The organism is Halopseudomonas salina (genome assembly GCF_014637955.1).
GTDB classification, from domain to species: Bacteria; Pseudomonadota; Gammaproteobacteria; order Pseudomonadales; family Pseudomonadaceae; genus Halopseudomonas; species Halopseudomonas salina.
Genome location: NZ_BMFF01000001.1, coordinates 260,258 through 283,933, shown reverse-complemented (window position 1 = coordinate 283,933; position 23,676 = coordinate 260,258). Strand labels below are relative to the sequence as shown.

Genomic DNA, 23,676 nt, shown 5'->3' with positions numbered 1-23,676 from the left:
ATCAGCTTTTGAGGAACACCATGTCGACCCCAGCACCACAGAAGGAACAGTTCCTGGTTATCAGCGCCCTGGGCGGGCAAACCACCACCCTGGTTACCACCTTTACACGATTGTGCATGGAGCAGCGCTGCTTGATCGTCAGTAGCCGCATGAGCAGACACGGCACCTGCTCTGCCCTGCTTCTGCAGGTCAGCGGGAACTGGGATGCGCTCGCACGTCTGGAGACGCTGCTTCACACGGTGGCACGTCGCGAGCAGTTCACGCTCTCGATGAGCCGCAGCACCACCCTGGATGAACGACCCCAGGCGCTTCCCTACAACGTGTTCGTCACCGCGGCACAGCGGCCTGAATTGTGCGGCGAGCTTTGCGCCTTCTTTCAGCAACTGGAAATCGACATTGAGGAGCTGTTCAGCTTTACCTACATGGCACAGCACACCGGCACAGCCATGTTGAATATGACTTTGACCATCGCCATTCCGGCCAAAACGCAGCTTAGCTGGCTGCGCGAACAGTTTCTGGATTTTTGTGACGAACTCAATCTGGATGCGGTGATAGAGCCCTGGCGGCCAGTGCACTGAGATCCGGAACCATAGCCCCTGCCCAACCTGCAACCAACAGCCAAGGAACCTCCCGGCATGACCATCGAACTGGACCAACCCGTACCTGCCTTCAACGCTCAGGCAACTAGCGGCATAAAAGTAGACTCCGAGCAGCTTATTGGTCAGCACTATGTGCTGTATTTCTACCCCAAGGACAATACGCCGGGATGTACTACCGAGGGGCAGGATTTTCGCGCCTGCCATGAAGATTTTGCTGCGGCCAATACCCGCATATTCGGCGTGTCACGCGACAGCCTGCGTACCCATGAGAACTTTCGCAGCAAACAGGGCTTTCCCTTTGAACTGATCAGTGACGCGGACGAATCGCTCTGTCAGCTGTTCGACGTGATCAAGCTGAAGCAGATGTATGGCAAGGAGTACGAGGGAATAGAACGCAGCACATTCCTGGTAGATGCCCAGGGCGTGCTGCGGGCAGAGTGGCGCAAGGTAAAGGTCAAGGGCCACGTTTCAGAGGTATTGGCTGCAGCCCGGGCTCTCTGAAACCACCACTTTCTAGGGAGCCTCAGCAACCACCTCGCCAGGTTGCAGCTCCCGACCCTGATTTTCTCCCTGCGCCCCCGGCCATGCATTAAGGACCGCCTTGAACAGAGTGGCGAGCGGGATTGCAAAGAATATCCCCCAGAACCCCCATAGCCCACCGAAAATCAGTACCGCCGCAATGATGGCGACTGGATGCAGATTGACAGCCTCGGAAAACAGAACAGGAACCAGCACGTTACCGTCCAGGGCCTGAATAACCGCATACACAATCATCAGCACCATGAACTCGTTGCCCAGGCCCCACTGAAAGAGTCCGATCAGAGCGATGGGGATCGTGGCAATGGTGGCGCCTATATAGGGCACCAGAACAGAGAATCCGACCATGACCGCCAGCAGTGCAGCGTAATTGAGGCCCAGAACGGCGAAGCAGACATAGCTGACGGCACCTACGATCAAGATTTCCACCGCCTTGCCACGAATGTAGTTGCCTATCTGCTGATTCATCTCGGTCCAGACTTCATTCATCAAACGCCGCTCGCGGGGAAGCCGCCCTACCAGCCAGGCGATAATCTTGTCGCTATCCATCAGAAAGAAGAACACCAGAATCGGCACCAGCACCAGATAGACCAGGATGGTAAGCAACATGGGTAAACCAGCCAGAGACTGGGACAAGAGCCATTGCCCGAACTGCCCAAGCTCACCATTGATCGACGCCACTATCCGATCGATCTGACCAGAGGACACCAGTGCAGGATACTGGTCAGGCAGGTGCGCCAACTGCGCCTGCCATTCAACCAGCATACGTGGCAACTCATTGAACAGATTGATCACCTGCCGCCACACCAGCGGCACGACAATACCGAACAGAGCCGCCAACGCACTAAGAAACAGCAAAAACACCAGCCAGACGGCAATCGCCTGGTGAACTCCCCACTTCTTGAGGCGGGTGACCATACCCTGCAACAGATAGGCGAGCACCACCCCGGTCAGCAGTGGAGCAATGCTGTCACCAAAGGAGATGATAATCGCAAAACCCAATGCGAGGAGTACCGCCAGAACGACTGCTTCCTCGTCGGAAAAGTAGCGATGCACCCAGTTACGGAATACCTTGATCATGCCTGTTGATCTCACTCCTTACGCAACCAATAATGAAATTCATGGTCCTGAACGGAGGACTCGAGCAGGGAGTGACCGGCAAGCTCGCAAAATCGCTTGAAATCCCGTTGCGAACCAGCGTCCGTCGCCAAAACCTGCAATATCTCTCCACTTGCCATCTTGTTGAGGGCCTGCTTGGCCTTGAGCAGAGGCAATGGACAACTCAGCCCCCGGGCATCAAGTCTCTGGTCGGCGGTGAAGGTGCTGGGGGCGTCAGCCATGCGAGGCTCCTGATCAACTAGTGCTACAGTATAGCCCTCGGGGGTTGATGGCAGACAATCTTATCCCACTGGATACGCAGGTAATCATGTATAGCATCACAGCGCTACCCATCAGGCGACTACGCACCGGTTTACAGGGGCTGGCACTTGGGCTGCTGGTCAGTTTCGCTGCGCCATCCCTTGGCGCCACAGAATTCAACCTACCGTCCCTGGGAGATACCAGCTCGTCCATCATGTCTGCGCAGCAGGAATACCAGCTGGGCCGGGCATGGTTGTCCATGCTGCGCGGCGCCGTTCCCACAATGGATGATCCCCTGCTCAAGGACTTTATCGAGCGTCATGTCTATGGCCTGGTAGAAACCAGCCAACTGTCTGACCGACGCCTGGCCTTCGTCCTGATTGAGAGTCCGCAGTTGAATGCCTTTGCCGCGCCCGGCGGGGTGGTCGGTGTGAATGGCGGACTCTTTTTGAACGCCTATACCGAAGCCGAGTTTGCCTCGGTCATGGCCCACGAACTTGCCCACCTGTCACAACGCCATTTTGCCCGCAATCTACAACAGCAGGAGCGCATGCGCATCCCCATGATGACCGCCATGCTGGCCGGTGTCATTCTGGCAGCGGCTGGTGGCGGTGACGCCGGGATCGCTGCCCTGGCGTCCACTCAGGCGGCGGCAATACAGGAACAACGGCGATTCTCCCGCCAGAACGAGCAGGAGGCTGACCGAATCGGATTGATCAACCTGGAACGTGCCGGATACGACCCCGAGGCAATGCCCGACATGTTTGAGCGTCTCGCGCAAATGGGCAGGTTCAGCCGCAAGCCGCCGGAGTTTCTCTTGACCCACCCGGTGACACAGTCGCGTATCGCCGACTCACGCAACCGGGCAGAGCAATTGAAGAATGGCGGACAAAGCGATAGCCCGGAGTATCAGATGATGCGTGCCCGGGTACAGCTACATTATGAGCAAAGTCCCGGACTTGCGGCGCAGCGCTTTCGAATCCTGCTAGATGAACACGAGGGCGACCACGCGGCAGCAAGGTACGGACTCGTTTTGGCATTGATTCGCGGCGGGCAGCATGCAGAGGCTGCCAGCGTTATCGAGCCACTGCTCGCCAGTCAGGGCGACAATCTGGCTGTCAATCTCGCAGCCGTGGAGCTGGACATCAGCCGAAGCAAACTGGATCAGGCGCTTGCCCGCGTAGACCGCCTATTGCTGATCAATCCGGAAAGCTATCCCCTGCAGGAGGCCAAGGCGGATATTTTGTTGCGAAGCCGGCGTTATGCCGAGGCGGAAAAGGTGATCAACCGGCTGGCGAGCCAGCGCGAAAACGACCCTGATGTGTGGTACCTGACCGCAGAGATACGCGGCCTGGCGGGCAATATCGTGGGCGTCCATACCGCCAGGGCTGAGTACTTCATGCTCGCCGGCGACCTGGACCAGGCTGCCGAGCAGTTGGACCTGGCAGCCGTGCGCGCGGGGGACGATTATGTCCAAAGCGCTCGCATTCAAGCCCGTCAGCAGTACCTGATGGAGCAGCGCGCCATTATAGAAAATATGTGATCAGGCGTTCCCGACGGCGTTGAGACGAGCCTGGCGAGTGAATTCGAGCATTCGTTCCAGCGGCTTCACCGCCTGGGGAACAAGATGCTCAGGCACCAGGATTTCATTAGTGCCCTGTTCCAGACTCTGCAATAGTGCCGGCAGGGTGTTCATGGCCATCCAGGGGCAATGTGCACAGCTGCGGCAGGTAGCACCACTACCCGCAGTTGGCGCCTCGATCAACAACTTGCCCGGAGCGCCCTGCTGCATCTTGTAGAAGATGCCCCGATCAGTGGCAACGATAAAGGTAGGATTCGGGAGGGTCTGAGTCGCCTTGATCAGCTGGCTGGTTGAGCCCACCACGTCTGCAAGCTCCACTACCGACATGGGTGACTCGGGATGTACCAGAATAGCAGCATCGGGATATACGGCCTTGAGATCCAGCAATGCCTTGGCCTTGAACTCCTCGTGAACGATGCATGAACCCTCCCAGAGAAGCATGTCTGCACCAGTTTCACGCTGTATGTAATTACCCAGATGCTGGTCAGGTGCCCAGATGATCTTCTCGCCCTTGTCCATCAGGTGGCCAACGATTTCGAGCGCGCAGCTCGAAGTCACCACCCAATCCGCCCGCGCCTTGACGGCGGCTGAGGTATTGGCATAAACGACTACAGTCCGATCCGGGTGCTGATCGCAAAAGGCAGAGAACTCCTCTATCGGACAGCCGATATCCAGTGAGCAGGTGGCCTCGAGCGTGGGCATCAGAACCTGCTTCTCGGGACTGAGGATCTTGGACGTTTCACCCATGAAGCGCACACCAGCTACTACCAGGGTGCTGGCCGGATGTTCCTTGCCAAAACGCGCCATTTCCAGGGAATCGGAGACGCAGCCACCTGTTTCTTCGGCTAACGCCTGTAGCACAGGATCGGTGTAGTAATGGGCAACCAGGACGGCATCACGTGCGAGTAGCGCCGAGCGGATACGTGCTTTGTAATCGGCCTCTTCCGCTGTAGTGAGGGGCGCAACCTGCTTGGCCGCAAGATGGGCCTGAACCAACACCCGCTCGGGAATCTGTGACATGACAAGGATCCTGTAGTCGTGACAATGGCTGGCATTATACCACGCCGTCTGCTCTGAATAATGGATCACTGCCGTGGCGCTGGCCTGCTCCAGCCCATCACCTTGAAGGCGACCTGAACGGGCTGTAATCCTACAGCCCGCTTATCCTGACGGTCACACTGCAGGGCGTGGGCATTTATACGTCCCGCGCCCAACTCAGGATACAGACTGGTTAACTGCGAGCGCGTTCTGCGTCACGCAATGCCTTGATCTGATCGTGGTTACGCAGCACACCCTGATACTGACGTTCTACGACCTGGCGTACGTCAGCGGGCAAATCCGCTTCGAGAGCTTCCTTGTAGCTCTTTTTGGCGACATCTTCCCCGCGCTCGCACTCGTTGAGAATAGCCTTTTCGTCTTTTCCCGAGATCATTGACTTGAGGTCGACCCAGCGGCGGTGCATATCACCTGCCAGGCTAGTATCGTCTTCCGGGTCACCACCCAGACGTACCACAATCCCCTGGAGCTCTGTAGCTGCCTTACCACATTCCATGGCGTGATCACTGAGCAATGCCTTGAGCTCGGGCCGCTTCACGTCGTCCGCGCATACCTTGAAACCTTTCTCACCATCCTTGCAAGTCTCGATAAGATCGTTGAGAACCTTGATGGTTTCTTTCGCTGCTGAAGTCATAGACCTTCCTCCGTTCATTACATGATTGCGATGATGGAAAAGACAGATTGCGTCATTCCATTTGCCAGAGTTTGGACTTTGCCGGCATAGGGAGGTTCAACCATTAAATTGAGGGGCTAGAGACAAGGAAATGCCACGTCGAGCTTTCAGTACGCAGGAAAGCAGCCGATTGGACGGAATCAGGAAGCGGAAAAAGGGGTATGGGGTATTTCAGGATAAACAGAGGGGAAAAATGGTGGGTCGTGTAGGATTCGAACCTACGACCAATTGGTTAAAAGCCAACTGCTCTACCAACTGAGCTAACGACCCGGAACGCGCGCTATAGTACTGATTTATCAGATAAACTCAAGTTTTTTTTACATCCCCGCGTAACGTGTCGGATCCTTTAGCCCCGCAGCCTCGAATCCCTCTGAGCGCAGACGGCAACTGTCGCAGCGGCCACAGGCTCGCCCCTGATCATCTGCCTGATAGCAAGAAACGGTCAGGCTGTAATCGACACCCAACTGTACACCTGATTCGACTATCCGAGCTTTACTCATATTCTGCAGGGGAGCCCTGATGCGAAACCCGACACCTTCGATGCCTGCACGTGTAGCGAGATTGGCTACTGTCTCAAAAGCTTGTATGAAAGCCGGCCTGCAGTCGGGGTAACCGGAATAATCGACAGCGTTAACACCAATGAAGATGTCCTTTGCCTCGAGTACCTCTGCCCAACCCAGCGCCAAGGCCAGAAAGACGGTGTTACGTGCCGGCACATAGGTAACAGGGATCCCTTCTCCCGCCTCCTCTGGTACAGCGATACTGACGTCAGTCAGGGCTGAGCCCCCCATTCCATCAAGATCCAGCTTGATCACCTTGTGGGCTGCTACAGCGGCGCTCGCTGCGAGACGTGCCGCTGCGTTGAGCTCTGCCCGATGGCGCTGACCATAATCGAAGCTCAATGTGTGACACAGATAGCCTTCCGCCTGGGCCATCGCCAGAACCGTTGCAGAATCCAGGCCGCCAGATAGCAGCACGACCGCTTTTTTACTATTCGTCATATCAATGTCCAGGCTCGTCGTTCCACAGATATTTATGCAGCTGTAGCTGAAAACGGACTGGCAAGTTGTCCTCCATAATCCACTCAGCAAGGAGCTTTGGGACTAGCTGTTCGTGGCTGGGCGAGAACAGCACTTCATCTACCCGCTCCGGCAACGAGTACTCGTCCAGCTTGAAGCGCGCCCATTCATAATCCTGCCTGCTACAGACCACAAACTTCACCTGGTCATGTTTACCGAGCACCGCCATATTTCCATACAGATTGCGGCCGGACTCTGCCGAATCTGGCGTTTTCAGGTCTACCACCCTGCTCACACGCGGATCCACTGCACTGACATCCAAGGCGCCACTGGTCTCGAGCGACACCTGATAGCCCGCATCACAAAGCGCTTGCAGCAATGGGAGACAATTAGGCTGGGCGAGAGGCTCACCACCGGTTACGCAGATGAAACGCGGTTTGAACCGCTCTATGCGTGCAAGAATTGCGGACAGGCTGTGAACTTCGCCACCAGTAAAGGCGTAAGCAGTATCACAGTACTGACATCGCAAAGGGCATCCCGTCAGACGTACGAAAACGGTGGGTAACCCGATCGAGCGGCTTTCACCCTGAAGGGAATAAAATATCTCCGTGATCCGGAGCGTTGCGCAAAGATCGACTGACATGTTTGGCATCCAGGGCTGGACTGCTGAAAAGGCAGAGGCCCGTTGGGACGATCGCTTGCACACCTGATGAATCAGGAAGCAAGCATGATGGCCGTAATAGTAAGAGTGGGGCGGGTATCTCTCAGCCCAGGCTGTCCAGATCGCGCCTTGCAAGCTGGGCTGCCGACGAGTTCGGATGCCGTGAGAGCACTTGCTGATACAGCTCTACGGCCTTGTCCCGGTTACCCAGGCGGCGCTCGACATCGGCGAGCTTGTAGAGTGCGTCGGCTTCCTTGCGATGTCCGGGATACTCGCTGACTACCAACGCGAACGCGCGGCCAGCTGATTGCAAATCGGACTCTACCAGGTGAATTTCACCCAGCCAATACTGCGCATTCCCGGCGTATTCGCTATTCGGGAATTTCCTGACGAAGGCACTGAAGGCCTGGATCGCCTTTTCAAAATCTCGCGCCTTGACCAGGTCAAAGGCTGCATCGTACATCAATTTCTCACGCGCCGGATCGACCTCAGCCGTGCCGGTATTGCCTTGCGGTGCTGTTGCACTGCCAGTGTTTCCCTGCTGACTCGCAGTGGGGCTTTCAAGTGCATCAATTGGCGCTTGCTGATCGGCATCGCCAGGTGTAACCCCGGTGCCCGCTGACAGCCTGCGGTCTATATCCTGATATCGGTCCGACTGGTCCTGCTCCATTTGCTTGAGCCGATATTCCTGCTCCTCCAGCCTGCCGCGCAACATCGCGACCTCCTGTTGAAGCTGATACAGCTGCTGCAATAGCTGGCCCTCTATCGAGGGGCCAGCTGTGGTCTGCTGGGCGGCAGGGGTAGACGATTGACTACCGCGGACACCGCCCGCGCTACCGTCAATAACCGGCACCTGGGCCATTGCCGCGATAGGCAATAGCATGAAGGCAGCTGTTAAACCCCTGAACCCTTTCATATGACCTCTTACTTACGCAGTTCTACGCGACGGTTCTGAGCCCAAGCTTCTTCGCTGGAACCCATTGCGGCCGGCTTCTCTTCACCGTAGGAGACCAGCTCCAGCTGTGAAGGAGAAACGCCCTGGCCAGCCAGGTAACGCTGAACGGCAGCAGCACGACGCTCGCCCAGAGCCATGTTGTACTCGCGTGAACCACGCTCGTCGGTGTGGCCTTCCAGCACTACACGGTTACCAGCAGCACGCAGATCCTTGGCATGCACATCAAGGGCGCGGGTAGCTTCAGGCTTCAGCTCGGCGCTATCGAGTTCGAAGTAGAAAGTAGTGACCGCGCGCAGAGCAGCCTCTTCGCTGGACATGTCGTCACCGCTTGAAGCTGGAGTGGTGTAACCAGCACCGGCGTTCGGATCAACCGCGCCAGTTCCGCCGGTGTCGCCACCTTTGGAGGAACAACCAACAATCACGCCCATAGCTACAACCAATGCCGCAAACTTACCAAATTTAATTACTTGCATCATAAGACTCCTCGTAAACCCCACATGTTTTAATGATTTTTTACACCCTAGGGCAGGTATGGGGACCATGAGGGCACTCGCAGGTCCGTGAATTGGGTCGGAATTACCGACCTTGCACGGCCATTGGTAGACACCAGCATGAGTACGCCCCGTCCCTGTTGACGGGTGGCATAAATTAACATGACGCCATTGGGAGAAACAGTGGGTGATTCATCCAATGAAGTTTCTGTTAACACTCTCAGATTACCGCGCTCCAGGTCCTGGATGGCAATCTGAAAATTACGGGTACCCTCTTGACGGTGCACCATGACCATGGTCCGACCATCAACGGAGAGTTTGGCATTGGCGTTGTAGTTGCCGACAAAAGTCAGCCGCTCGGTAACACCAGTATTGATATTCTGTTTATAGATCTGCGGACGGCCACCACGGTCAGACGTGAAGACGATGGTGTTGGCATCCAGCCAGTCCGGCTCGGTATCGATAGCAAAGTGGTTGGTGATGCGTCGCAGCTGCTTGTTGGCCAGCTCCATCACGTAGATCTCGGGATTACCATCGCGGGACAACACAAAAGCCAGGCGTTCACCGTCAGGTGACCAGGAAGGGGCGCCATTGAGGCCCTCGAAACTGGTGATACGCTCGCGGCGACCGGTCTGGATGTAATGCACGAATATTTCCGGGCGCCCTGACTCGAAGGATACGTAAGCAATACGCTGCCCATCTGGTGCATACGAAGGCGTCAGGATAGGTTCCCGTGATTGCAGCAGTGTGACTGCTCGAGCGCCGTCATAGTCCGAGCGCTGCAGAGTAAAACGGGTATTGTCGACAGAAAATCGTTCAGCAGCGACGTAAAGGAGCTTGGTATTGAATGCGCCCTTGATGCCAGTAATTTCCTCGAAGACCTGATCGCTCAGATGGTGCGCCATATCACGCAACTGACTTCGCGTGCCACTCACGGTACGCGTCATCAGTACTTCTTCCCTGACAACACTGTAAAGGCTGAACTGCAGACGATACTGATCGGAGCCGGGATCGGCATTAATCTGCCCGGCGACAACATATTCGACACCAAGAATGCGCCAGTCTCGAGGAAATATCTCGCTGGCCTGGGTAGGAGTGCTGAGCATATTGCGTCTGTCGAACGGAGCAAACATGCCGCTGTTTCGCAGGTCGTTGGCAACAATTTCTGCCATGTCTTCAGGCAGCGGCGTGCCACCCTGCCAGCCAAAAGGCACCACAGCAATCGGCGAAGCCTTGTCGGTGCCCCGGGTAATCTCGATGGCGCCCTGAGCATACAGATTCTGCGTTACAAGCAGCAGCGCGAAGGCAGTTAGCCAGATTTTCAACATTTTCATCAGAATGACAGGTCCTCTGGTTTGAAGCGCAACGTTCGTTTGCGATATAGGCTATCAAAAGTTGCCGGCTTTTCCCGTGACAACTGCTGCATTTCTGGAATACGACCCACGTTTCTGATGGCTTGCACCGCAGACTGGTCAAAACCCGGGTCACCGCTAGTGCGCACGACTACGGCGCCAGTAATCTCACCCGTAGGCAGCATACTAATGACAACGTCAACCACCATACCATTACGTGCAGAAGGAGGACGTCTCCATTGCTCGCTGACATAACGTCTGATCAAATCATCATAGCTGGCTGCTACCTCATCACCTGACAGGTCAGCCTGAGCCTGCTGGTATTGCGTCTCGTCGGCAAGCAAATCAGCCAGCGCCTTGGCGCGAGCCTCTTCTTGCGCACGCCTTTGCTGGGCCTCTTTCTCCGCCGCTGCCTTGGCAGCGTCAGCCTTGCGCTTGGCCTCCTCTGCGGCTTTTTTCTTCGCTTGCTCCGCAGCCTGTTTTTTCGCTGCCTCATCAGCCGCTTTTTTCTTTGCCGCCTCGGCTTCTGCCTTCTTTGCGGCTTCCTCGGCTGCCAACTTGCGCGCTGCATCGGCCTTGCGCTGGGCTTCAGCCTCGGCTTGTTTGGCAGCTTCGAGCTGTTTGGCTGCCTCCGACTGCTTCTGCTCAGCGGCTTGTGCCGCTTTCTGCTGCTCTTCACGCTGCTGGGCGGCCTGCGCTGCAGCAGCCTGCTCCTTCGCCCTGGCTGCGGCAGCCTCGGCCTGTTCCTGTTTCTGCTGGTCGCGTTTGAGCTCTTCTGCCTCGTGGCGTTGAGCTGCGGTACGTGCGGCCTCACCAGCTATACGCTGATCCGTTTGGGTCTGCGCCGGGCTCTTGGAGTTCAACTGTACCAATGTCGCCTGAACAATTGGCTTGGCGGGCTCGAATTCCGGCGCGCTGCTGAAGGAGACGAAAAGCAGCAATACCACAGCCAGGTGCACGGCCAGGGCCTTGAGCACCGAGGCAACATAACGGCCGGTTTCCGCCTGACGCGGCTCACGAGTGTTCACGGCGCCTCTGTAATCAGTCCCACGTTCGGGACACCCGCTTGTTGCAAAGTTGCCATCGCGGTAACAACCAGGCCGTAGTTAGCTTCGCGGTCGCCTCGTATGTATACCAGCGTGTCCGGTCGAGCACTGATAATCTTGGTCACACCCGACGCCATTTCCTCCAGAGAAATCGCGCTGTCCGTCTGGTTCTCCGTATCAACGGTTTCACCCAGATTCCAGAAATAGGTTCCATCGGCCAACACTGACAAAGTAAGCACCTGCTGATTGCTGTCCGAGGGCATGACCTCACTGGCCACCTGCGGCAAATCAACTTTCACGCCCTGATTCAGCATCGGAGCGGTCACCATGAATATAACCAGCAGCACGAGCATCACGTCGATATAGGGTACGACGTTCATCTCTGCAACGGGTTTGCGTTTCCGGCGTCTGCCTTGAACCTGCATTTTGACTCCGTTTACTCGTCGTTGCTGGCGTGGACGCGGCGATGAAGAATGCTCGAGAACTCGTCAGCAAAGGTATAGTAGCGACTGATCAGTGTTTCCGAGCGCGCGGCAAATCGGTTATAGGCAATAACTGCCGGAATCGCCGCGAACAAACCAATTGCCGTCGCGATCAGGGCTTCGGCAATACCCGGAGCAACTGTCGCCAGTGTGGCCTGTTGCGCTGTAGCCAGACCACGGAAGGAGTTCATGATGCCCCAGACGGTGCCGAACAGACCAATGTAAGGACTGGTCGAGCCGACAGTGGCGAGAAACGGTAGATGCTGATCGAGCTTTTCCTCTTCCTTGGAAATCGCCACGCGCATCGAGCGCTGTACCGCATCCATTACAGCATCCGGATCAACACCTGCCTGCTGACGCATCCGGGAGAATTCCTTGAAGCCGGCGCGAAAGATCTGTTCCAGTCCGGAGTTGTTGTCCGGGTTTCCTGTGACCTGACGGTACAACTTGGACAGATCGATGCCAGACCAGAATCGATCCTCGAAGTCATCGAGCGCGGTTTTCGCGGAGCGGATAAAGGACCCGCGTTGGAAAATGATTACCCAGGACATGATGGATGCCGCTACCAGAATCAGCATAACCAGCTGTACCAGAACGCTGGCGGTAGAAATCAGGTGCCACATCGACATTTGATCAGCTTGCACGCGGTGCCTCTCCTCGCTCGGTCTTGCTATCTATTACCTGCCTGGCCCTGAACGCAGCGTTCAGACCAGACGGAATTCCTCTGGGTTTGTACCGGTCGGCGCTGACACATGCAACCAACACCTCACCCTCACACAACAGGTCCCCATCAACACGTTTAACCTGCTGGCGGAACCGTATGCTGGCCCGCTTGAGATCAAGCACTTCCACGCTGACGTCCAGCTCGTCATCCAAGCGCGCGGGCGCGTGATAACGGGCGGTCACCGAGTGCACGACAAAAATAATGTTTTCAGTCTGCAGGACACTTTGGTCAAACCCCAGGGTACGGACCATTTCGGTTCGCGCACGTTCCATAAATTTGAGGTAATTAACGTAATAAACGATGCCGCCGGCATCGGTATCTTCAAAGTAGACTCGGACTCTCTGCACGAACGGCGGTCCGGAATAGTCAGCGCGCATAATGTAGAGCCAACGGTGAGCTTTGCATAGTGTTTCCCAGCCAATATCGAAAATATTTTTTCAAGCCCCGTCAGCGTCCTGTCCGGTGCCGAAGAGATCATCCGCGGGCTGTGTCATCCGACGGGGCAGATCGAGCCCGAAGTGGGCATAGGCGTGCCGTGTAAGCATGCGCCCTCGGGGGGTTCGGGTAATAAAACCCTGTTGAATAAGAAAAGGTTCAAGCACATCCTCTATGGTGTGCCGCTCTTCACTGATGGCTGCAGCCAGGCTATCGATACCCACTGGACCACCATCAAACTTGTCGATCATCGCCAACAACAAACGACGGTCCATGTGATCGAAGCCCTTGACGTCAATATCCAGCAGGTTCAAGGCCTGGTCGGCTATTTCTGCCGAAATGGCACCGGTGCCGCGTACTTCTGCGAAATCACGAACGCGACGCAGCAATCGGTTGGCGATTCGCGGTGTACCGCGGGACCGACGCGCAATCTCGAGCGCACCATGGGACTCCACCTGCAGGCCGAGAATCTTTGCCGAACGGGTCACAATGGTCGCCAGATCATCGACTCCGTAAAACTCCAGCCGCTGCGTAATGCCAAACCGATCACGCAGCGGGTTAGTCAACATACCCGCCCTGGTGGTGGCACCCACGAGCGTAAAAGGGGGCAGATCCAACTTGATGGAGCGGGCAGCAGGCCCTTCGCCGATCATGATATCGAGTTGGTAATCTTCCATTGCCGGATAGAGGATTTCTTCGACTACCGGCGAAAGACGATGAATCTCATCAACAAAGAGTACATCTCCAGCTTCAAGGCTGGTCAGCATGGCTGCCAGGTCGCCCGCGCGCTCAAGGACCGGACCTGAGGTGCTCTTTATCTTGACGCCCATCTCCTGGGCAATGATGTTGGCCAGGGTCGTCTTGCCCAGTCCGGGCGGCCCGAAAATCAGTACGTGATCCAGGGCCTCACCGCGGCCTTTGGCTGCCTTCATAAACAGCTCCATCTGCTCACGCACACTCGGCTGACCGATATAATCAGCCAGGCGATAGGGGCGGATAGCCCGGTCAATAACATCTTCCTGCTGCCGCGGCGCGGCAGCGATCAAGCGATCTTCTTCCAGCATGGATATCCCGTGCGTTGAATGCAGAACAATTAAACGATGCCCTTGAGCGCGCGACGAATCAACTCTTCGCTAGTCATGCCGTCCTCTTCGACCGCTGCTACGGCGCGGCTGGCCTCCTGCGGCTTGTACCCGAGACTTATGAGGGCACTGACCGCATCACTGCTCTGTGAGGCTGGAGCGAGACTGGCACCCTCCCCGCCCAGCGGCTTGAAGGAGCCAGGCAAGGCTTCCCATGCCTTGAAACGGTCGCGTAGCTCTATCAATAAACGCTCCGCGGTCTTCTTGCCCACGCCGGGCACCCGCACCAGAGCGCTGGTGTCCTGAGCCTGTACCGCCCGAATCAGCTCATCAACCTCAAGACCGGACATCAAAGCCAGCGCCAGCTTGGGGCCCACGCCGTTGAGTCTGATCAGCTCACGGAAAAGTTCGCGTTCGCGTTTCTCGACAAAGGCATACAGCAGTTGAGCATCTTCGCGCACCACCATGTGAGTATGCAGGGTAACCGACTGCCCCAGGCCCGGGAGCTTGTAAAAGGTGCTCATCGGCGCGTCCAGCTCGTAACCTACGCCTTGTACGTCCAGTAAAATATGCGGCGGTTGCTTTTCGAGCAGCACACCTGTCAGTCGTCCAATCATTGAAATGTCTCTTCGTTGACGCTCATCTGTGGCGGACCCGGCCGCTGCGCAACCCGAGGAGCCCGCCACCCAGCTGCGTATTGAGTGCCGTCGAATGGGCATGACAGAGCGCCGCTGCCAAGGCATCAGCGGCATCCGCCTGCGGCGTCCCGGAAAGCCCGAGCAGCTGAGTGACCATGTGTTGCACCTGGGTCTTGTCAGCTGCACCGGTACCAACTACCGATTGCTTGATCTGCCTGGCGGTGTATTCATGCACATCCATTCCGGCGTGCACCGCTGCAACTATTGCAGCGCCGCGGGCCTGACCCAATTTCAGTGCCGAATCAGGGTTGCGCGCCAGGAACACCTGCTCGATGCTGAGAATATCCGGCTCATATTTTCCGATCAGTTCACTCAGGCCCTCGAAAATCAGTTTGAGCCTGCCCGGCAGCGGCCCGCCGCCGAGACGGATACAACCCGAGGTGACGTATTCACACTTACCCGCGTGCTCGCGGACAATACCGTAGCCTGTCGTGCGCGAACCTGGATCTATACCCAATATCAGGGCCATGCGTGGTGATTTCCGCTAATTGGATGAGCCCTAGTGTGCCATATCCGCCTGGCCATTCGATAAAAGAACGCGGGCAAGAAAAAGGGAGGCACATGCCTCCCCGTTCCATGCGCTCGACGCTCTAACTCAACTGGGCCAGAACATTGTCGGGTATGTCAGCGTTGCTGTAGACGTTTTGCACATCGTCCAGATCTTCAAGCATGTCAACCAACCGGAGAACGCTCTCGGCTCCCTCCAGGTCCAGGACAACGGTGGTCGCAGGGATCATGCTGATATCCGCAGCCTCACGAACAAATCCCTGCTGATCCAGATGATCGCGAACGCCACCGAACTCTTCGAAAGTGGTCAATACGTCAATCGAACCGTCGTTATTGCTAACGACGTCCTCAGCCCCTCCTTCCAGGGCCACCTCGATCAGAGCGTTCTCATCCGCACCCGGTCCATAGCTGATCTGCCCGCGCCTTTCGAACAGGTAGGCCACAGACCCGTCGGTGCCCAGATTACCGCCACACTTGTTGAAGGCGTGGCGAACTTCACTGACCGTGCGATTGCGGTTATCGGTCATCACTTCGACCAGGACCGCAACGCCACCGGGACCATAACCCTCATAGGTCAGCTCCTCGACGTTGTCCGCATCAGTGCTGCCCACACCACGCGCAATTGCGCGGTCGATGGTATCGCGGGTCATGTTGGCGGTCAGTGATTTATCCACCGCCGCTCTTAGCCTGGGGTTATCCGCGGGCTCGGGGCCGCCAAGCTTGGCAGCCACAGTCAATTCCCTGATCAGCTTGTTGAACACCTTGCCACGCTTGGCGTCCTGCGCTGCCTTGCGATGCTTGATGTTGGCCCATTTGGAATGTCCGGCCATGATCGACTCCGTGGTTCTGGGCGGGTTATTCGACCTTGGGCTGCTCGCGCAGACGGATGTGTAGCTCGCGCAGGGCCTTGCCATCCACCGCACCCGGGGCCTGAGTCATGACACAGGCCGCACTCTGGGTCTTCGGGAAGGCAATGACTTCACGGATCGACTGGGCACCGGTTACCAGCATAACCAGGCGATCCAGGCCAAAGGCCAAGCCACCGTGCGGCGGCGCGCCGTACTTCAATGCATCAAGCAGGAAGCCGAACTTTTCCTGCTGCTCTTCTGCACTGATGCCGAGAATGTTGAAAACCGCCTGTTGCATTTCCTTGCGATGGATACGGATCGAACCGCCACCCAGTTCGGTACCGTTAAGCACCATGTCATAGGCGCGCGACAGAGCCGTAGCCGGGTTGGCAGCCAGATCCTCCGGGCTGCACTTGGGCGCAGTGAAAGGATGGTGCAATGCGCTCAGGCTGCCATCGTCGTTCTCTTCAAACATCGGGAAATCGATCACCCACAACGGCGCCCACTCGCAGGTCAGCAACTGCAGGTCATGTCCAAGCTTTATACGCAGGGCGCCCAAGGCCTCGGAGACGATCTTCGCCTTGTCGGCGCCAAAGAAGACAATATCGCCATCAACCGCGCCAACCCGGTCGAGAATGATTTCAAGGTTCGCCTCGGGAATGAATTTGACAATCGGTGACTGCAGACCTTCAACGCCCTTGGCTCGCTCATTGACCTTGATATAGGCCAGGCCCTTGGCGCCATAGATGCCCACATACTTGGTGTAATCGTCGATCTGCTTTCGCGGCATGCTGGCCCCACCAGGAACGCGCAGCGCAGCAACACGGCCCTTGGGATCGCTAGCCGGCCCACTAAACACCTTGAAGTCGACTTCGGTCAACTGGTCGGCCACGTCGACCAGCTCCAACGGGTTGCGCAGGTCCGGCTTGTCCGACCCATAGCGACGCATCGCCTCTTCGAAGGTCATATGCGGGAAGTCGCCAAGGTCCACGTCCAGCACTTCCTTGAACAGCTTCTGGATCATACCCTCGGTCAGACCGATGATGTCCTTCTCGTCCATGAAGCTGGTTTCGATATCGATCTGGGTGAATTCCGGCTGGCGATCAGCGCGCAGATCCTCATCGCGAAAGCACTTGGCGATCTGATAATAACGGTCGAAGCCGGAGACCATCAGCAACTGCTTGAACAGCTGTGGTGACTGCGGCAAGGCAAAGAAAGTACCAGGGTGGGTGCGACTGGGCACCAGATAGTCACGAGCCCCTTCAGGGGTAGCACGGGTCAGGATGGGTGTTTCCACATCCAGAAAGCCATTCTCGTCCAGATAGCGGCGCACGCTGCTGGTAATGCGCGAACGCAGCTTCAGTTTGGCGGCCATCTCTGGGCGGCGCAGATCGATAAAGCGATAACGCAGGCGGGTTTCCTCGCCCACATCTGAATACTCGTCCAGGGGGAAGGGTGGCGTTTCGGCCTGGTTCAGCACCTCGAGATCGTACCCCAGAACCTCGATCGCACCGGAGGCCATGTTGGGGTTCACTGCACCGGCAGGGCGAGGGCGGACCTTACCGGTTACCTTGACCACATATTCACTGCGCACGCGGTCGGCCAGAGCGAAGGTTTCTTCGCGATCTGGATCGAATACCACCTGCGCCAGACCTTCACGATCGCGGATATCCAGGAATATCACACCACCATGGTCACGACGTCGATGAACCCAGCCGCAAAGGGTGATTTCCTGATCCGCCAGCGATTCGTTCAACTGGCCGCAATAGTGGGTACGCATCATGTTGTGGTATTCCTGTCGTAGAGATCGGGCAGCCTGCGCGCCGGGATGAATGCCAGTCGCGAAGCAGCACACTGAGAAAAGCGCCATAATATACCCGAAAGGTACCCTTGTCGGCGAGAACCTCAATCCCTGATTTAACTGTGCTCCAACGACATGACTCCACATGGAGACGCGCCAGCTGCGAGGAGATTGCTGCAATATTCGGTTTCGACAAATTGGCAGTTGAGCATGCAGGCGTTACGTTAGCGTCTATACTGCAGCTCAAAAGGACAACAACACAGTCGCAGTTACGGCCAACTGCGGCAGTCCAAACCCGTTTGAATCAATCCCATCCAACAGGAGTCATGATGAAAATCGATATTGGCATCAAAGAAAACGATCGCGAGAAAATTGCTCAGGGTCTGTCGCACCTGCTGGCGGACACCTACACGCTTTATCTGAAAACCCACAATTTTCATTGGAACGTGAAGGGCCCCATGTTCCAGACACTGCATATGATGTTTGAAACCCATTACATGGAGCTGGCACAGGCGGTGGATGATATCGCTGAGCGTATCCGGACTCTCGGCTTCCCCGCGCCCGGCACGTACAAGCAGTTTGTCGAACTGAGCAGCATCAAGGAAGAAGAGGGTGTACCGGATGCGCTGGACATGGTTCGCCTGTTGGTCGAGGGTCATGAATCATGCGTACGCACTGCACGGGAGTCTTTCCCTATCTGCGACGAAACCCACGATGAGCCAACGGCTGACTTGCTGACCCAGCGGATGCAGGTGCATGAGAAAACCGCATGGATGCTGCGCAGCCTTCTCGAGAAATAATGTCTGCCGCTGCATTGAATTAACGTCGGCGGGTGGACAGCCACCCGCCGATGCTCAAGTTACAGCACTGCTCTACCCTTCTTGACTTTCTCTTTACCCCACAAGTTCACGCTTTGAGCCCTTGACAGTTTCAGGTTACAGTGCGCGCCCCGGCAAAAGTCTCTATGCGCCGGCCACAGGCACTTCCCCATTACCAATGTCATAGCATCCAAGGTGAAATTCTTGAATACGTTACGTTATCTGCACCTCATCATCGGCCTCGCCGCGTTAATTACAGGCCTGGTCAACACACTACCTTTCTTCGCTCAAAGCGGCCTGATCAATCTCAATGGAATTCTTCTGTTGTTTACCGGCCTACTCAATCTTCAACAGTTCACCGCACGCCACCGTGTGGACACCGCAATCAGGTTCGGCGTCGCCATCGTTGTTTCGATCGGTTTGCTGGTCGCAGCACTGATCCCTCTGATCTCAACTTGGGTTCCCGCGCTCGAAACACTGGTCATTTATGCAATTGGTATGGCCATCGGCGTCGTTTGCCTGGCAACAGTGATGACTCTGGCAAACGAGATACAGCAGCTTTCGTTCAGCCTGCCCGGCAGACAGTCGGATCGCGAAGCGGGTACGGTAAAGTGGTTCAACATCAATAAGGGCTTTGGCTTTATTTCACGCGACCAGGGCGATGATGTGTTTGTGCATTTTCGCGCCATCCGTGGCGAAGGCCACCGGGCATTGGAAGAAGGCCAGAGGGTCGAGTTTGTGGTTGCCCGCCGCGAGAAAGGCCTGCAAGCCGAAGATGTGGTCATTCTGTAAACCAGACTGATTACCGGCGCCCTCAGAGGGCGCCACCTTCCGTCACAACAATGCAGGATCAGTAATGTGGCGGCGGCTGATCCTCATCGTTGGCTGGTAAAGAGCTGGCGAGATCAGCCTGCCTCCTGGCCAACACCTCCACTGCTCGACGCAACTTCTCCAACTCCATCTGCTGCGCGGCCAACGTTTCGCTCAGCGACTGTATGGTGTCATCCTGAAATACCAGGCGTATTTCCAGGTCTGCAACTCTGTCTTCCAGATCGCTCATCACACTTGCTCCGCAAATTTGAAACCAGATGGCAGCATCTGCTTGATTTGTGTCAAGCGCACTTCCAGATCCTCACCCGCAAAAGGCTTCACCGGCAAACGCCCCCACACAGGTGCAGGCCAGGCCGCATCAGTGCGATAGCGAACCACGTGGTGAACGTGCAACTGACTGACGACATTACCCAAGGCGGCAATGTTCATCTTGTCCGCGGAAAACGTGCTGCACAGCAACCTGCTCAACAACGCAGACTCGGCGGATAGACGCTGCTGATCCTTATAATCAAGCTGAAATATCTCGGTCACATCGCAAACCCGAGGCACCAGTATGCACCAGGGATACTGAGAATCGTTCATCATCAGCAGCCGACTCAAGGGAAAATCCCCGATATGAACGCAATCAGCTGCCAGCTGTGAATGTAGCTTGAACATGTGGCTCCTGTTGGCCTGAAGGCAAGATGGGGATGGGAATCGCTGCCCGATTCGATCCCGCCCGTCTCAGCGTGAGACATTTGTGAAACGAATCACATAAAACTGTGATAATTGGATTACAATAGCGCGGTTAAAAGACCCCAGCCGAGGTATGATACTCGGATAAATTGTAGGTCAAAGCTACAAGAGCATGTTTTTTAAGCCTAATGTTTCGCTATTCATCTTTTGATGCTTTAATCTGCTGGGATAACAATAAAAGATGATTGGTTGCGGGTGCCGTGACCATGGCTTGTTTTTAATCTGAAGGAGCAAATAATGAAAAATGTTATCAAGTGGAGTTCCATTGCACTGGCCGTTGCCGCCGCAAATGGACTTATCGTGTCACAAGCTACCGCAGCTGTTGAAAACAACGAAGGCTTCATCGAGAGCTCTTCGGCTACCCTCAGCAACCGCACCATGAACTTCAACCGCGACTTCCGCAGCCCTGGTGTAGGCCAGAGCAAGCGTGACGAAACCGCTACCGGCTTCGTACTGAACTTCGAATCCGGCTACTCCCGCGGCCCGATCGGCCTGGGTTTTGACACCATCGCGATGATGGGCATCAAGCTGGACAGCACCAGCGACGACGCAGGCACTGGCCTGCTGCCAAGCAGTCAGGGCAACACCGGCCCGGGCAACTATGCTGAAATCCGTGGCGCGGTCAAAGCCCACATCGTAGAAGACACCGTTCTGCGTTATGGCGTACACCTGCCGTCCAACCCGGTTATCGCCTATGACGACGCTCGTCTGCTGCCGAACCACTACAACGGTTACAGCATCACCAACGAGTCTATCGACGGCCTGTTCGTAGAAGCTGGTCGCATGAACGATCGTGGCGATATGAGCAGCTCCTCCGAGACTGATGGCGCTTTCATCCTTGACGAGAAAGTCACGTATCTCGGCGGCACCTACACGTTCTCTGACGACCTGAGCACCACCCTCTACACTTCTGATGCTGAAAATCTGTGGAAGCGTCACTTCCTGGGCGCCACCTACAACATGGCGCTGGGTAACGACCTGTCTCTGGTCACCGACCTGGCTCACTACCAGACTTCGGACGAAAGCGGCCCAGCTGACAACTTCGACAACGATGCTACCTCTCTGGCTCTGACTCTGGGTGCCGGTAACCACGCATTCGGCGTTGCCTATCAGCAGATGGGTGGCGATGCTGGCTTCGCTTACTATGATGGCGCAATCTTCCTGGCCAACTCGGTACAGTACCTTGACTTCAACGCCAAGGACGAGCGCTCCTACCAGGCCCGTTACGACTATGACTTCGCTGGCCTGGGCATGCCCGGTCTGACGTTCATGACTCGCTACATCACCAGTGACAACATCGATGCGGCTCCTGCCGTGCGTGACAGCCGCTGGGAGCGTGACACCAACATCAGCTACACCGTTCAGAACGGCGCGCTGGAAGGTGTTAACGTGTTGTGGCGTAACGCTACCATCCGTCAGGACGACACTCTTGACGGCGGCGACGTCGACGAGAACCGCCTGATCGTTTCCTACACCTGGGATCTGCTCTAAGCAAACCCGCGGTAAGAAACAGAAAACCCGGCTTCGGCCGGGTTTTTTTATGCCCGATCGAAAAATCCCAGGTCCGGTGCGGGCTATACGCCAACTGGTCACAACCGTACAATATGGTCACTGCTCAAATCGCCTCAGGATCTACTGCCCCATGCGCACCAGCCAATATCTGATCTCAACGCTCAAGGAAACACCCGCTGACGCCACCGTCATCAGCCACCAACTGATGTTACGTGCGGGAATGATCCGCAAGATCGCATCGGGTCTCTACACCTGGCTGCCGATGGGCCTGCGGGTTCTGCGTAAGGTCGAAAACATCGTTCGCGAGGAAATGAACAACGCAGGCGCCCTGGAAATCCTGATGCCCGCCATTCAGCCTGCAGAACTCTGGCAGGAATCCGGGCGCTGGGAGCAATACGGCCCCGAACTGTTGCGCCTGAAAGACCGTCATGATCGCGAGTTCTGTGTGGGTCCCACCCACGAAGAGGTCATAACTGATCTCGCTCGCACTGAAATCAGCAGCTACAAGCAGCTACCGCTGAACATGTACCAGATCCAGACCAAGTTCCGTGACGAGATACGCCCACGCTTCGGTCTGATGCGTGCCCGCGAATTTGTCATGAAGGATGCCTACTCCTTCCACCTGGATCAAAGCTCGCTGGAACAGACCTACCAGGGTATGTACCAGGCCTATTGCAACGTTTTTACACGACTCGGACTCAATTTCCGCCCGGTGGTCGCTGATAACGGGTCCATAGGTGGAGAAGGCTCCCACGAGTTCCACGTGCTCGCTGACTCCGGAGAGGATGCAATTGTATTCTCGGATACCGGCACCTACGCAGCCAACATGGAAAAGGCGACTGCCTTGCCACCGCAGGGCGAGCGACCGACCGCCAATGCCGAAAAAACCCTGGTGGAGACCCCCGGCAAGTTCACCATCGAGGCCGTTTGCGATTTCCTCGGGCTACCCGCTACCCAGACCGTAAAAACCCTGGTCGTTCTGGGCGAAGCCGGAGAAAGCAAGCAGCATCCCATGGTCGCGCTGGTTCTGCGCGGCGATCATGAGTTGAACGAAATCAAGGCGGAAAGGCATCCGGCCATTCACGCACCTCTTACCTTCGCCAGTGAAGCGCAGATCCTGCAAGCCATCGGCTGCCGACCCGGTTCGATCGGGCCGGTAGGCCTGACGGTCAAGGTCATAGCCGATTACGAAGCTGCGCACCTTGCGGATTTCGTATGCGGTGCAAATCAGGATGGCAGCCATTTCACGGGGGTTAACTGGGAGCGTGATGCAAAGTATGACGAGATAGCCGATCTGCGTAACGTCGTTGAAGGCGATGCGAGTCCGGACGGCCAGGGAACACTAGTTATCAAACGAGGCATCGAGGTAGGTCATATTTTCCAGCTGGGCCGCAAATACAGCGAAGCAATGAACTGCACCGTGCTCAATGAGCAGGGAAAAGCCAGCACCCTGAGCATGGGTTGTTATGGCATCGGTGTTTCACGGGTTGTGGCTGCTGCAATCGAGCAGAATCATGATCAGCGCGGCATTATCTGGCCCGACGCCCTTGCTCCCTTCCAGGTAGCCCTGGTGCCGCTGAAAATGGAAAGCTCCGAACAGGTCAAGGCCGAAACCGAGCGGCTGTATAGCGCGCTACAGAGCGCTGGAATCGATGTGCTTCTCGACGATCGGGACAAAAAAGTCAGCCCTGGCGTCAAATTTGCCGATATGGATCTGATTGGCATTCCGCACCGGGTCGTCATTGGCGACCGCGGCCTGGACGAAGGCCAGGTCGAGTACAAATATCGCCGGGAAAGCGAGGCTCGTAACATCAAGGTCGAGGATATTCTCGCGTTTCTGGTGCAAAGCACCGCAAAGGCCTGAGAAGAGAAA

At 56.3% G+C, this 23,676-nt stretch carries 27 protein-coding genes and 1 tRNA gene; 7 read left to right on the top strand and 21 right to left on the bottom strand.

Going from position 1 to position 23,676, the window contains the following annotated elements; translation table 11 throughout:
• The first annotated feature begins 20 nt into the window (after positions 1–20).
• A complete protein-coding gene (locus IEV54_RS01400; protein ID WP_150277614.1) occupies positions 21–578 on the top strand; it encodes a glycine cleavage system transcriptional repressor in 558 nt (185 codons plus the stop codon).
• A gap of 57 nt (positions 579–635) precedes the next feature.
• The gene (locus tag IEV54_RS01395) at positions 636–1,100 is read left to right on the top strand and encodes a peroxiredoxin (protein WP_150277615.1); all 465 of its coding nucleotides are present in this window, start codon (positions 636–638) and stop codon (positions 1,098–1,100) included.
• A 12-nt stretch (positions 1,101–1,112) separates the two neighbouring features.
• On the opposite strand, the gene IEV54_RS01390 is transcribed toward IEV54_RS01395, so the two are convergent.
• Both IEV54_RS01390 and IEV54_RS01385 read right to left on the bottom strand, forming a co-directional pair.
• A complete protein-coding gene (locus tag IEV54_RS01390; RefSeq protein WP_150277616.1) occupies positions 1,113–2,216 on the bottom strand; it encodes an AI-2E family transporter in 1,104 nt (367 codons plus the stop codon).
• A gap of 11 nt (positions 2,217–2,227) precedes the next feature.
• Positions 2,228–2,476, bottom strand: a complete 249-nt coding sequence (locus IEV54_RS01385) for a sulfurtransferase TusA family protein (RefSeq protein WP_150277617.1) — start codon at positions 2,474–2,476, stop codon at positions 2,228–2,230.
• 86 nt (positions 2,477–2,562) lie between these two features.
• Here IEV54_RS01385 and IEV54_RS01380 point away from each other — a divergent pair, with 86 nt between their 5' ends.
• Entirely contained in the window at positions 2,563–4,038 is a 1,476-nt protein-coding gene (locus IEV54_RS01380; RefSeq protein WP_150277618.1) for a M48 family metalloprotease, read from the top strand.
• Here the strand turns inward: IEV54_RS01380 and nadA are convergent, their stop codons facing one another.
• The 17 genes from nadA to aspS form a co-directional block, all read right to left on the bottom strand.
• Positions 4,039–5,097 carry a quinolinate synthase NadA gene (gene nadA / locus IEV54_RS01375; RefSeq protein WP_150277619.1) on the bottom strand — a complete coding sequence of 353 codons (1,059 nt, stop codon included), beginning with the start codon at positions 5,095–5,097 and terminating at the stop codon, positions 4,039–4,041.
• A gap of 211 nt (positions 5,098–5,308) precedes the next feature.
• The gene (locus tag IEV54_RS01370) at positions 5,309–5,767 is read right to left on the bottom strand and encodes a PA2169 family four-helix-bundle protein (RefSeq protein WP_150277620.1); all 459 of its coding nucleotides are present in this window, start codon (positions 5,765–5,767) and stop codon (positions 5,309–5,311) included.
• A gap of 233 nt (positions 5,768–6,000) precedes the next feature.
• Positions 6,001–6,076: transfer RNA gene (locus IEV54_RS01365), tRNA-Lys, on the bottom strand.
• Between the two features lie 47 nt (positions 6,077–6,123).
• On the bottom strand, positions 6,124–6,807 hold the full coding sequence (gene queC, locus IEV54_RS01360) for a 7-cyano-7-deazaguanine synthase QueC (protein WP_150277621.1): 684 nt from the start codon (positions 6,805–6,807) through the stop codon (positions 6,124–6,126).
• A 1-nt stretch (position 6,808) separates the two neighbouring features.
• Entirely contained in the window at positions 6,809–7,468 is a 660-nt protein-coding gene (queE, locus tag IEV54_RS01355) for a 7-carboxy-7-deazaguanine synthase QueE (protein ID WP_188434280.1), read from the bottom strand.
• A gap of 121 nt (positions 7,469–7,589) precedes the next feature.
• A complete protein-coding gene (ybgF, locus tag IEV54_RS01350; protein ID WP_150277623.1) occupies positions 7,590–8,402 on the bottom strand; it encodes a tol-pal system protein YbgF in 813 nt (270 codons plus the stop codon).
• 8 nt (positions 8,403–8,410) lie between these two features.
• Complete coding sequence (gene pal, locus IEV54_RS01345; RefSeq protein WP_150277624.1) at positions 8,411–8,914, bottom strand: peptidoglycan-associated lipoprotein Pal; 504 nt, start codon at positions 8,912–8,914, stop codon at positions 8,411–8,413.
• A 47-nt stretch (positions 8,915–8,961) separates the two neighbouring features.
• On the bottom strand, positions 8,962–10,260 hold the full coding sequence (gene tolB, locus IEV54_RS01340; RefSeq protein WP_373286416.1) for a Tol-Pal system beta propeller repeat protein TolB: 1,299 nt from the start codon (positions 10,258–10,260) through the stop codon (positions 8,962–8,964).
• Between the two features lie 5 nt (positions 10,261–10,265).
• On the bottom strand, positions 10,266–11,312 hold the full coding sequence (gene tolA, locus IEV54_RS01335; RefSeq protein ID WP_150277626.1) for a cell envelope integrity protein TolA: 1,047 nt from the start codon (positions 11,310–11,312) through the stop codon (positions 10,266–10,268).
• The gene (gene tolR / locus IEV54_RS01330) at positions 11,309–11,755 is read right to left on the bottom strand and encodes a protein TolR (RefSeq protein ID WP_150277627.1); all 447 of its coding nucleotides are present in this window, start codon (positions 11,753–11,755) and stop codon (positions 11,309–11,311) included. The genes tolA and tolR overlap by 4 nt, the downstream gene beginning before the upstream one ends.
• A gap of 11 nt (positions 11,756–11,766) precedes the next feature.
• Positions 11,767–12,441, bottom strand: coding sequence for a protein TolQ (tolQ, locus tag IEV54_RS01325; protein ID WP_150277882.1), 675 nt, complete (start codon positions 12,439–12,441; stop codon positions 11,767–11,769).
• A 4-nt stretch (positions 12,442–12,445) separates the two neighbouring features.
• Positions 12,446–12,913 carry a tol-pal system-associated acyl-CoA thioesterase gene (gene ybgC / locus IEV54_RS01320; RefSeq protein ID WP_150277628.1) on the bottom strand — a complete coding sequence of 156 codons (468 nt, stop codon included), beginning with the start codon at positions 12,911–12,913 and terminating at the stop codon, positions 12,446–12,448.
• A gap of 60 nt (positions 12,914–12,973) precedes the next feature.
• A complete protein-coding gene (gene ruvB, locus IEV54_RS01315) occupies positions 12,974–14,035 on the bottom strand; it encodes a Holliday junction branch migration DNA helicase RuvB (protein ID WP_150277629.1) in 1,062 nt (353 codons plus the stop codon).
• A gap of 29 nt (positions 14,036–14,064) precedes the next feature.
• Entirely contained in the window at positions 14,065–14,670 is a 606-nt protein-coding gene (ruvA, locus tag IEV54_RS01310) for a Holliday junction branch migration protein RuvA (protein ID WP_150277630.1), read from the bottom strand.
• Positions 14,671–14,692: 22 nt separating this feature from the next.
• On the bottom strand, positions 14,693–15,220 hold the full coding sequence (ruvC, locus tag IEV54_RS01305; protein ID WP_150277631.1) for a crossover junction endodeoxyribonuclease RuvC: 528 nt from the start codon (positions 15,218–15,220) through the stop codon (positions 14,693–14,695).
• 121 nt (positions 15,221–15,341) lie between these two features.
• Positions 15,342–16,088, bottom strand: coding sequence for a YebC/PmpR family DNA-binding transcriptional regulator (locus IEV54_RS01300; RefSeq protein ID WP_150277632.1), 747 nt, complete (start codon positions 16,086–16,088; stop codon positions 15,342–15,344).
• A gap of 25 nt (positions 16,089–16,113) precedes the next feature.
• The gene (gene aspS / locus IEV54_RS01295) at positions 16,114–17,889 is read right to left on the bottom strand and encodes an aspartate--tRNA ligase (protein ID WP_150277633.1); all 1,776 of its coding nucleotides are present in this window, start codon (positions 17,887–17,889) and stop codon (positions 16,114–16,116) included.
• 347 nt (positions 17,890–18,236) lie between these two features.
• Between aspS and IEV54_RS01290 the strand changes: the two genes are divergently transcribed.
• Positions 18,237–18,707, top strand: a complete 471-nt coding sequence (locus tag IEV54_RS01290; protein ID WP_150277634.1) for a Dps family protein — start codon at positions 18,237–18,239, stop codon at positions 18,705–18,707.
• Between the two features lie 222 nt (positions 18,708–18,929).
• Positions 18,930–19,517 carry a cold-shock protein gene (locus tag IEV54_RS17460; protein ID WP_308420783.1) on the top strand — a complete coding sequence of 196 codons (588 nt, stop codon included), beginning with the start codon at positions 18,930–18,932 and terminating at the stop codon, positions 19,515–19,517.
• A gap of 58 nt (positions 19,518–19,575) precedes the next feature.
• Here the strand turns inward: IEV54_RS17460 and IEV54_RS01280 are convergent, their stop codons facing one another.
• Both IEV54_RS01280 and IEV54_RS01275 read right to left on the bottom strand, forming a co-directional pair.
• The gene (locus IEV54_RS01280; RefSeq protein ID WP_150277635.1) at positions 19,576–19,785 is read right to left on the bottom strand and encodes a SlyX family protein; all 210 of its coding nucleotides are present in this window, start codon (positions 19,783–19,785) and stop codon (positions 19,576–19,578) included.
• Positions 19,785–20,213: an HIT domain-containing protein gene (locus IEV54_RS01275; RefSeq protein ID WP_150277636.1), complete on the bottom strand. Its 429-nt coding sequence runs from the start codon at positions 20,211–20,213 to the stop codon at positions 19,785–19,787. Before IEV54_RS01275 ends, IEV54_RS01280 begins: the two co-directional genes overlap by 1 nt.
• A gap of 315 nt (positions 20,214–20,528) precedes the next feature.
• Here IEV54_RS01275 and IEV54_RS01270 point away from each other — a divergent pair, with 315 nt between their 5' ends.
• Together IEV54_RS01270 and IEV54_RS01265 are read left to right on the top strand one after the other, a co-directional pair.
• Positions 20,529–21,782 carry an OprD family outer membrane porin gene (locus IEV54_RS01270; protein ID WP_150277637.1) on the top strand — a complete coding sequence of 418 codons (1,254 nt, stop codon included), beginning with the start codon at positions 20,529–20,531 and terminating at the stop codon, positions 21,780–21,782.
• A gap of 151 nt (positions 21,783–21,933) precedes the next feature.
• The gene (locus IEV54_RS01265; protein WP_150277638.1) at positions 21,934–23,667 is read left to right on the top strand and encodes a proline--tRNA ligase; all 1,734 of its coding nucleotides are present in this window, start codon (positions 21,934–21,936) and stop codon (positions 23,665–23,667) included.
• Positions 23,668–23,676: the final 9 nt, after the last annotated feature.

Coding starts and splice junctions, on each gene's coding strand:
- IEV54_RS01400 (WP_150277614.1), top strand. CDS start 21: ATGTCGACCCCAGCACCACAGAAGGAACAGTTCCTGGTTATCAGCGCC.
- IEV54_RS01395 (WP_150277615.1), top strand. CDS start 636: ATGACCATCGAACTGGACCAACCCGTACCTGCCTTCAACGCTCAGGCA.
- IEV54_RS01390 (WP_150277616.1), bottom strand. CDS start 2,216: ATGATCAAGGTATTCCGTAACTGGGTGCATCGCTACTTTTCCGACGAG.
- IEV54_RS01385 (WP_150277617.1), bottom strand. CDS start 2,476: ATGGCTGACGCCCCCAGCACCTTCACCGCCGACCAGAGACTTGATGCC.
- IEV54_RS01380 (WP_150277618.1), top strand. CDS start 2,563: ATGTATAGCATCACAGCGCTACCCATCAGGCGACTACGCACCGGTTTA.
- nadA (WP_150277619.1), bottom strand. CDS start 5,097: ATGTCACAGATTCCCGAGCGGGTGTTGGTTCAGGCCCATCTTGCGGCC.
- IEV54_RS01370 (WP_150277620.1), bottom strand. CDS start 5,767: ATGACTTCAGCAGCGAAAGAAACCATCAAGGTTCTCAACGATCTTATC.
- queC (WP_150277621.1), bottom strand. CDS start 6,807: ATGACGAATAGTAAAAAAGCGGTCGTGCTGCTATCTGGCGGCCTGGAT.
- queE (WP_188434280.1), bottom strand. CDS start 7,468: ATGTCAGTCGATCTTTGCGCAACGCTCCGGATCACGGAGATATTTTAT.
- ybgF (WP_150277623.1), bottom strand. CDS start 8,402: ATGAAAGGGTTCAGGGGTTTAACAGCTGCCTTCATGCTATTGCCTATC.
- pal (WP_150277624.1), bottom strand. CDS start 8,914: ATGCAAGTAATTAAATTTGGTAAGTTTGCGGCATTGGTTGTAGCTATG.
- tolB (WP_373286416.1), bottom strand. CDS start 10,260: ATGTTGAAAATCTGGCTAACTGCCTTCGCGCTGCTGCTTGTAACGCAG.
- tolR (WP_150277627.1), bottom strand. CDS start 11,755: ATGCAGGTTCAAGGCAGACGCCGGAAACGCAAACCCGTTGCAGAGATG.
- tolQ (WP_150277882.1), bottom strand. CDS start 12,441: ATGTCGATGTGGCACCTGATTTCTACCGCCAGCGTTCTGGTACAGCTG.
- ybgC (WP_150277628.1), bottom strand. CDS start 12,913: ATGCGCGCTGACTATTCCGGACCGCCGTTCGTGCAGAGAGTCCGAGTC.
- ruvB (WP_150277629.1), bottom strand. CDS start 14,035: ATGCTGGAAGAAGATCGCTTGATCGCTGCCGCGCCGCGGCAGCAGGAA.
- ruvA (WP_150277630.1), bottom strand. CDS start 14,670: ATGATTGGACGACTGACAGGTGTGCTGCTCGAAAAGCAACCGCCGCAT.
- ruvC (WP_150277631.1), bottom strand. CDS start 15,220: ATGGCCCTGATATTGGGTATAGATCCAGGTTCGCGCACGACAGGCTAC.
- IEV54_RS01300 (WP_150277632.1), bottom strand. CDS start 16,088: ATGGCCGGACATTCCAAATGGGCCAACATCAAGCATCGCAAGGCAGCG.
- aspS (WP_150277633.1), bottom strand. CDS start 17,889: ATGATGCGTACCCACTATTGCGGCCAGTTGAACGAATCGCTGGCGGAT.
- IEV54_RS01290 (WP_150277634.1), top strand. CDS start 18,237: ATGAAAATCGATATTGGCATCAAAGAAAACGATCGCGAGAAAATTGCT.
- IEV54_RS01280 (WP_150277635.1), bottom strand. CDS start 19,785: ATGAGCGATCTGGAAGACAGAGTTGCAGACCTGGAAATACGCCTGGTA.
- IEV54_RS01275 (WP_150277636.1), bottom strand. CDS start 20,213: ATGTTCAAGCTACATTCACAGCTGGCAGCTGATTGCGTTCATATCGGG.
- IEV54_RS01270 (WP_150277637.1), top strand. CDS start 20,529: ATGAAAAATGTTATCAAGTGGAGTTCCATTGCACTGGCCGTTGCCGCC.
- IEV54_RS01265 (WP_150277638.1), top strand. CDS start 21,934: ATGCGCACCAGCCAATATCTGATCTCAACGCTCAAGGAAACACCCGCT.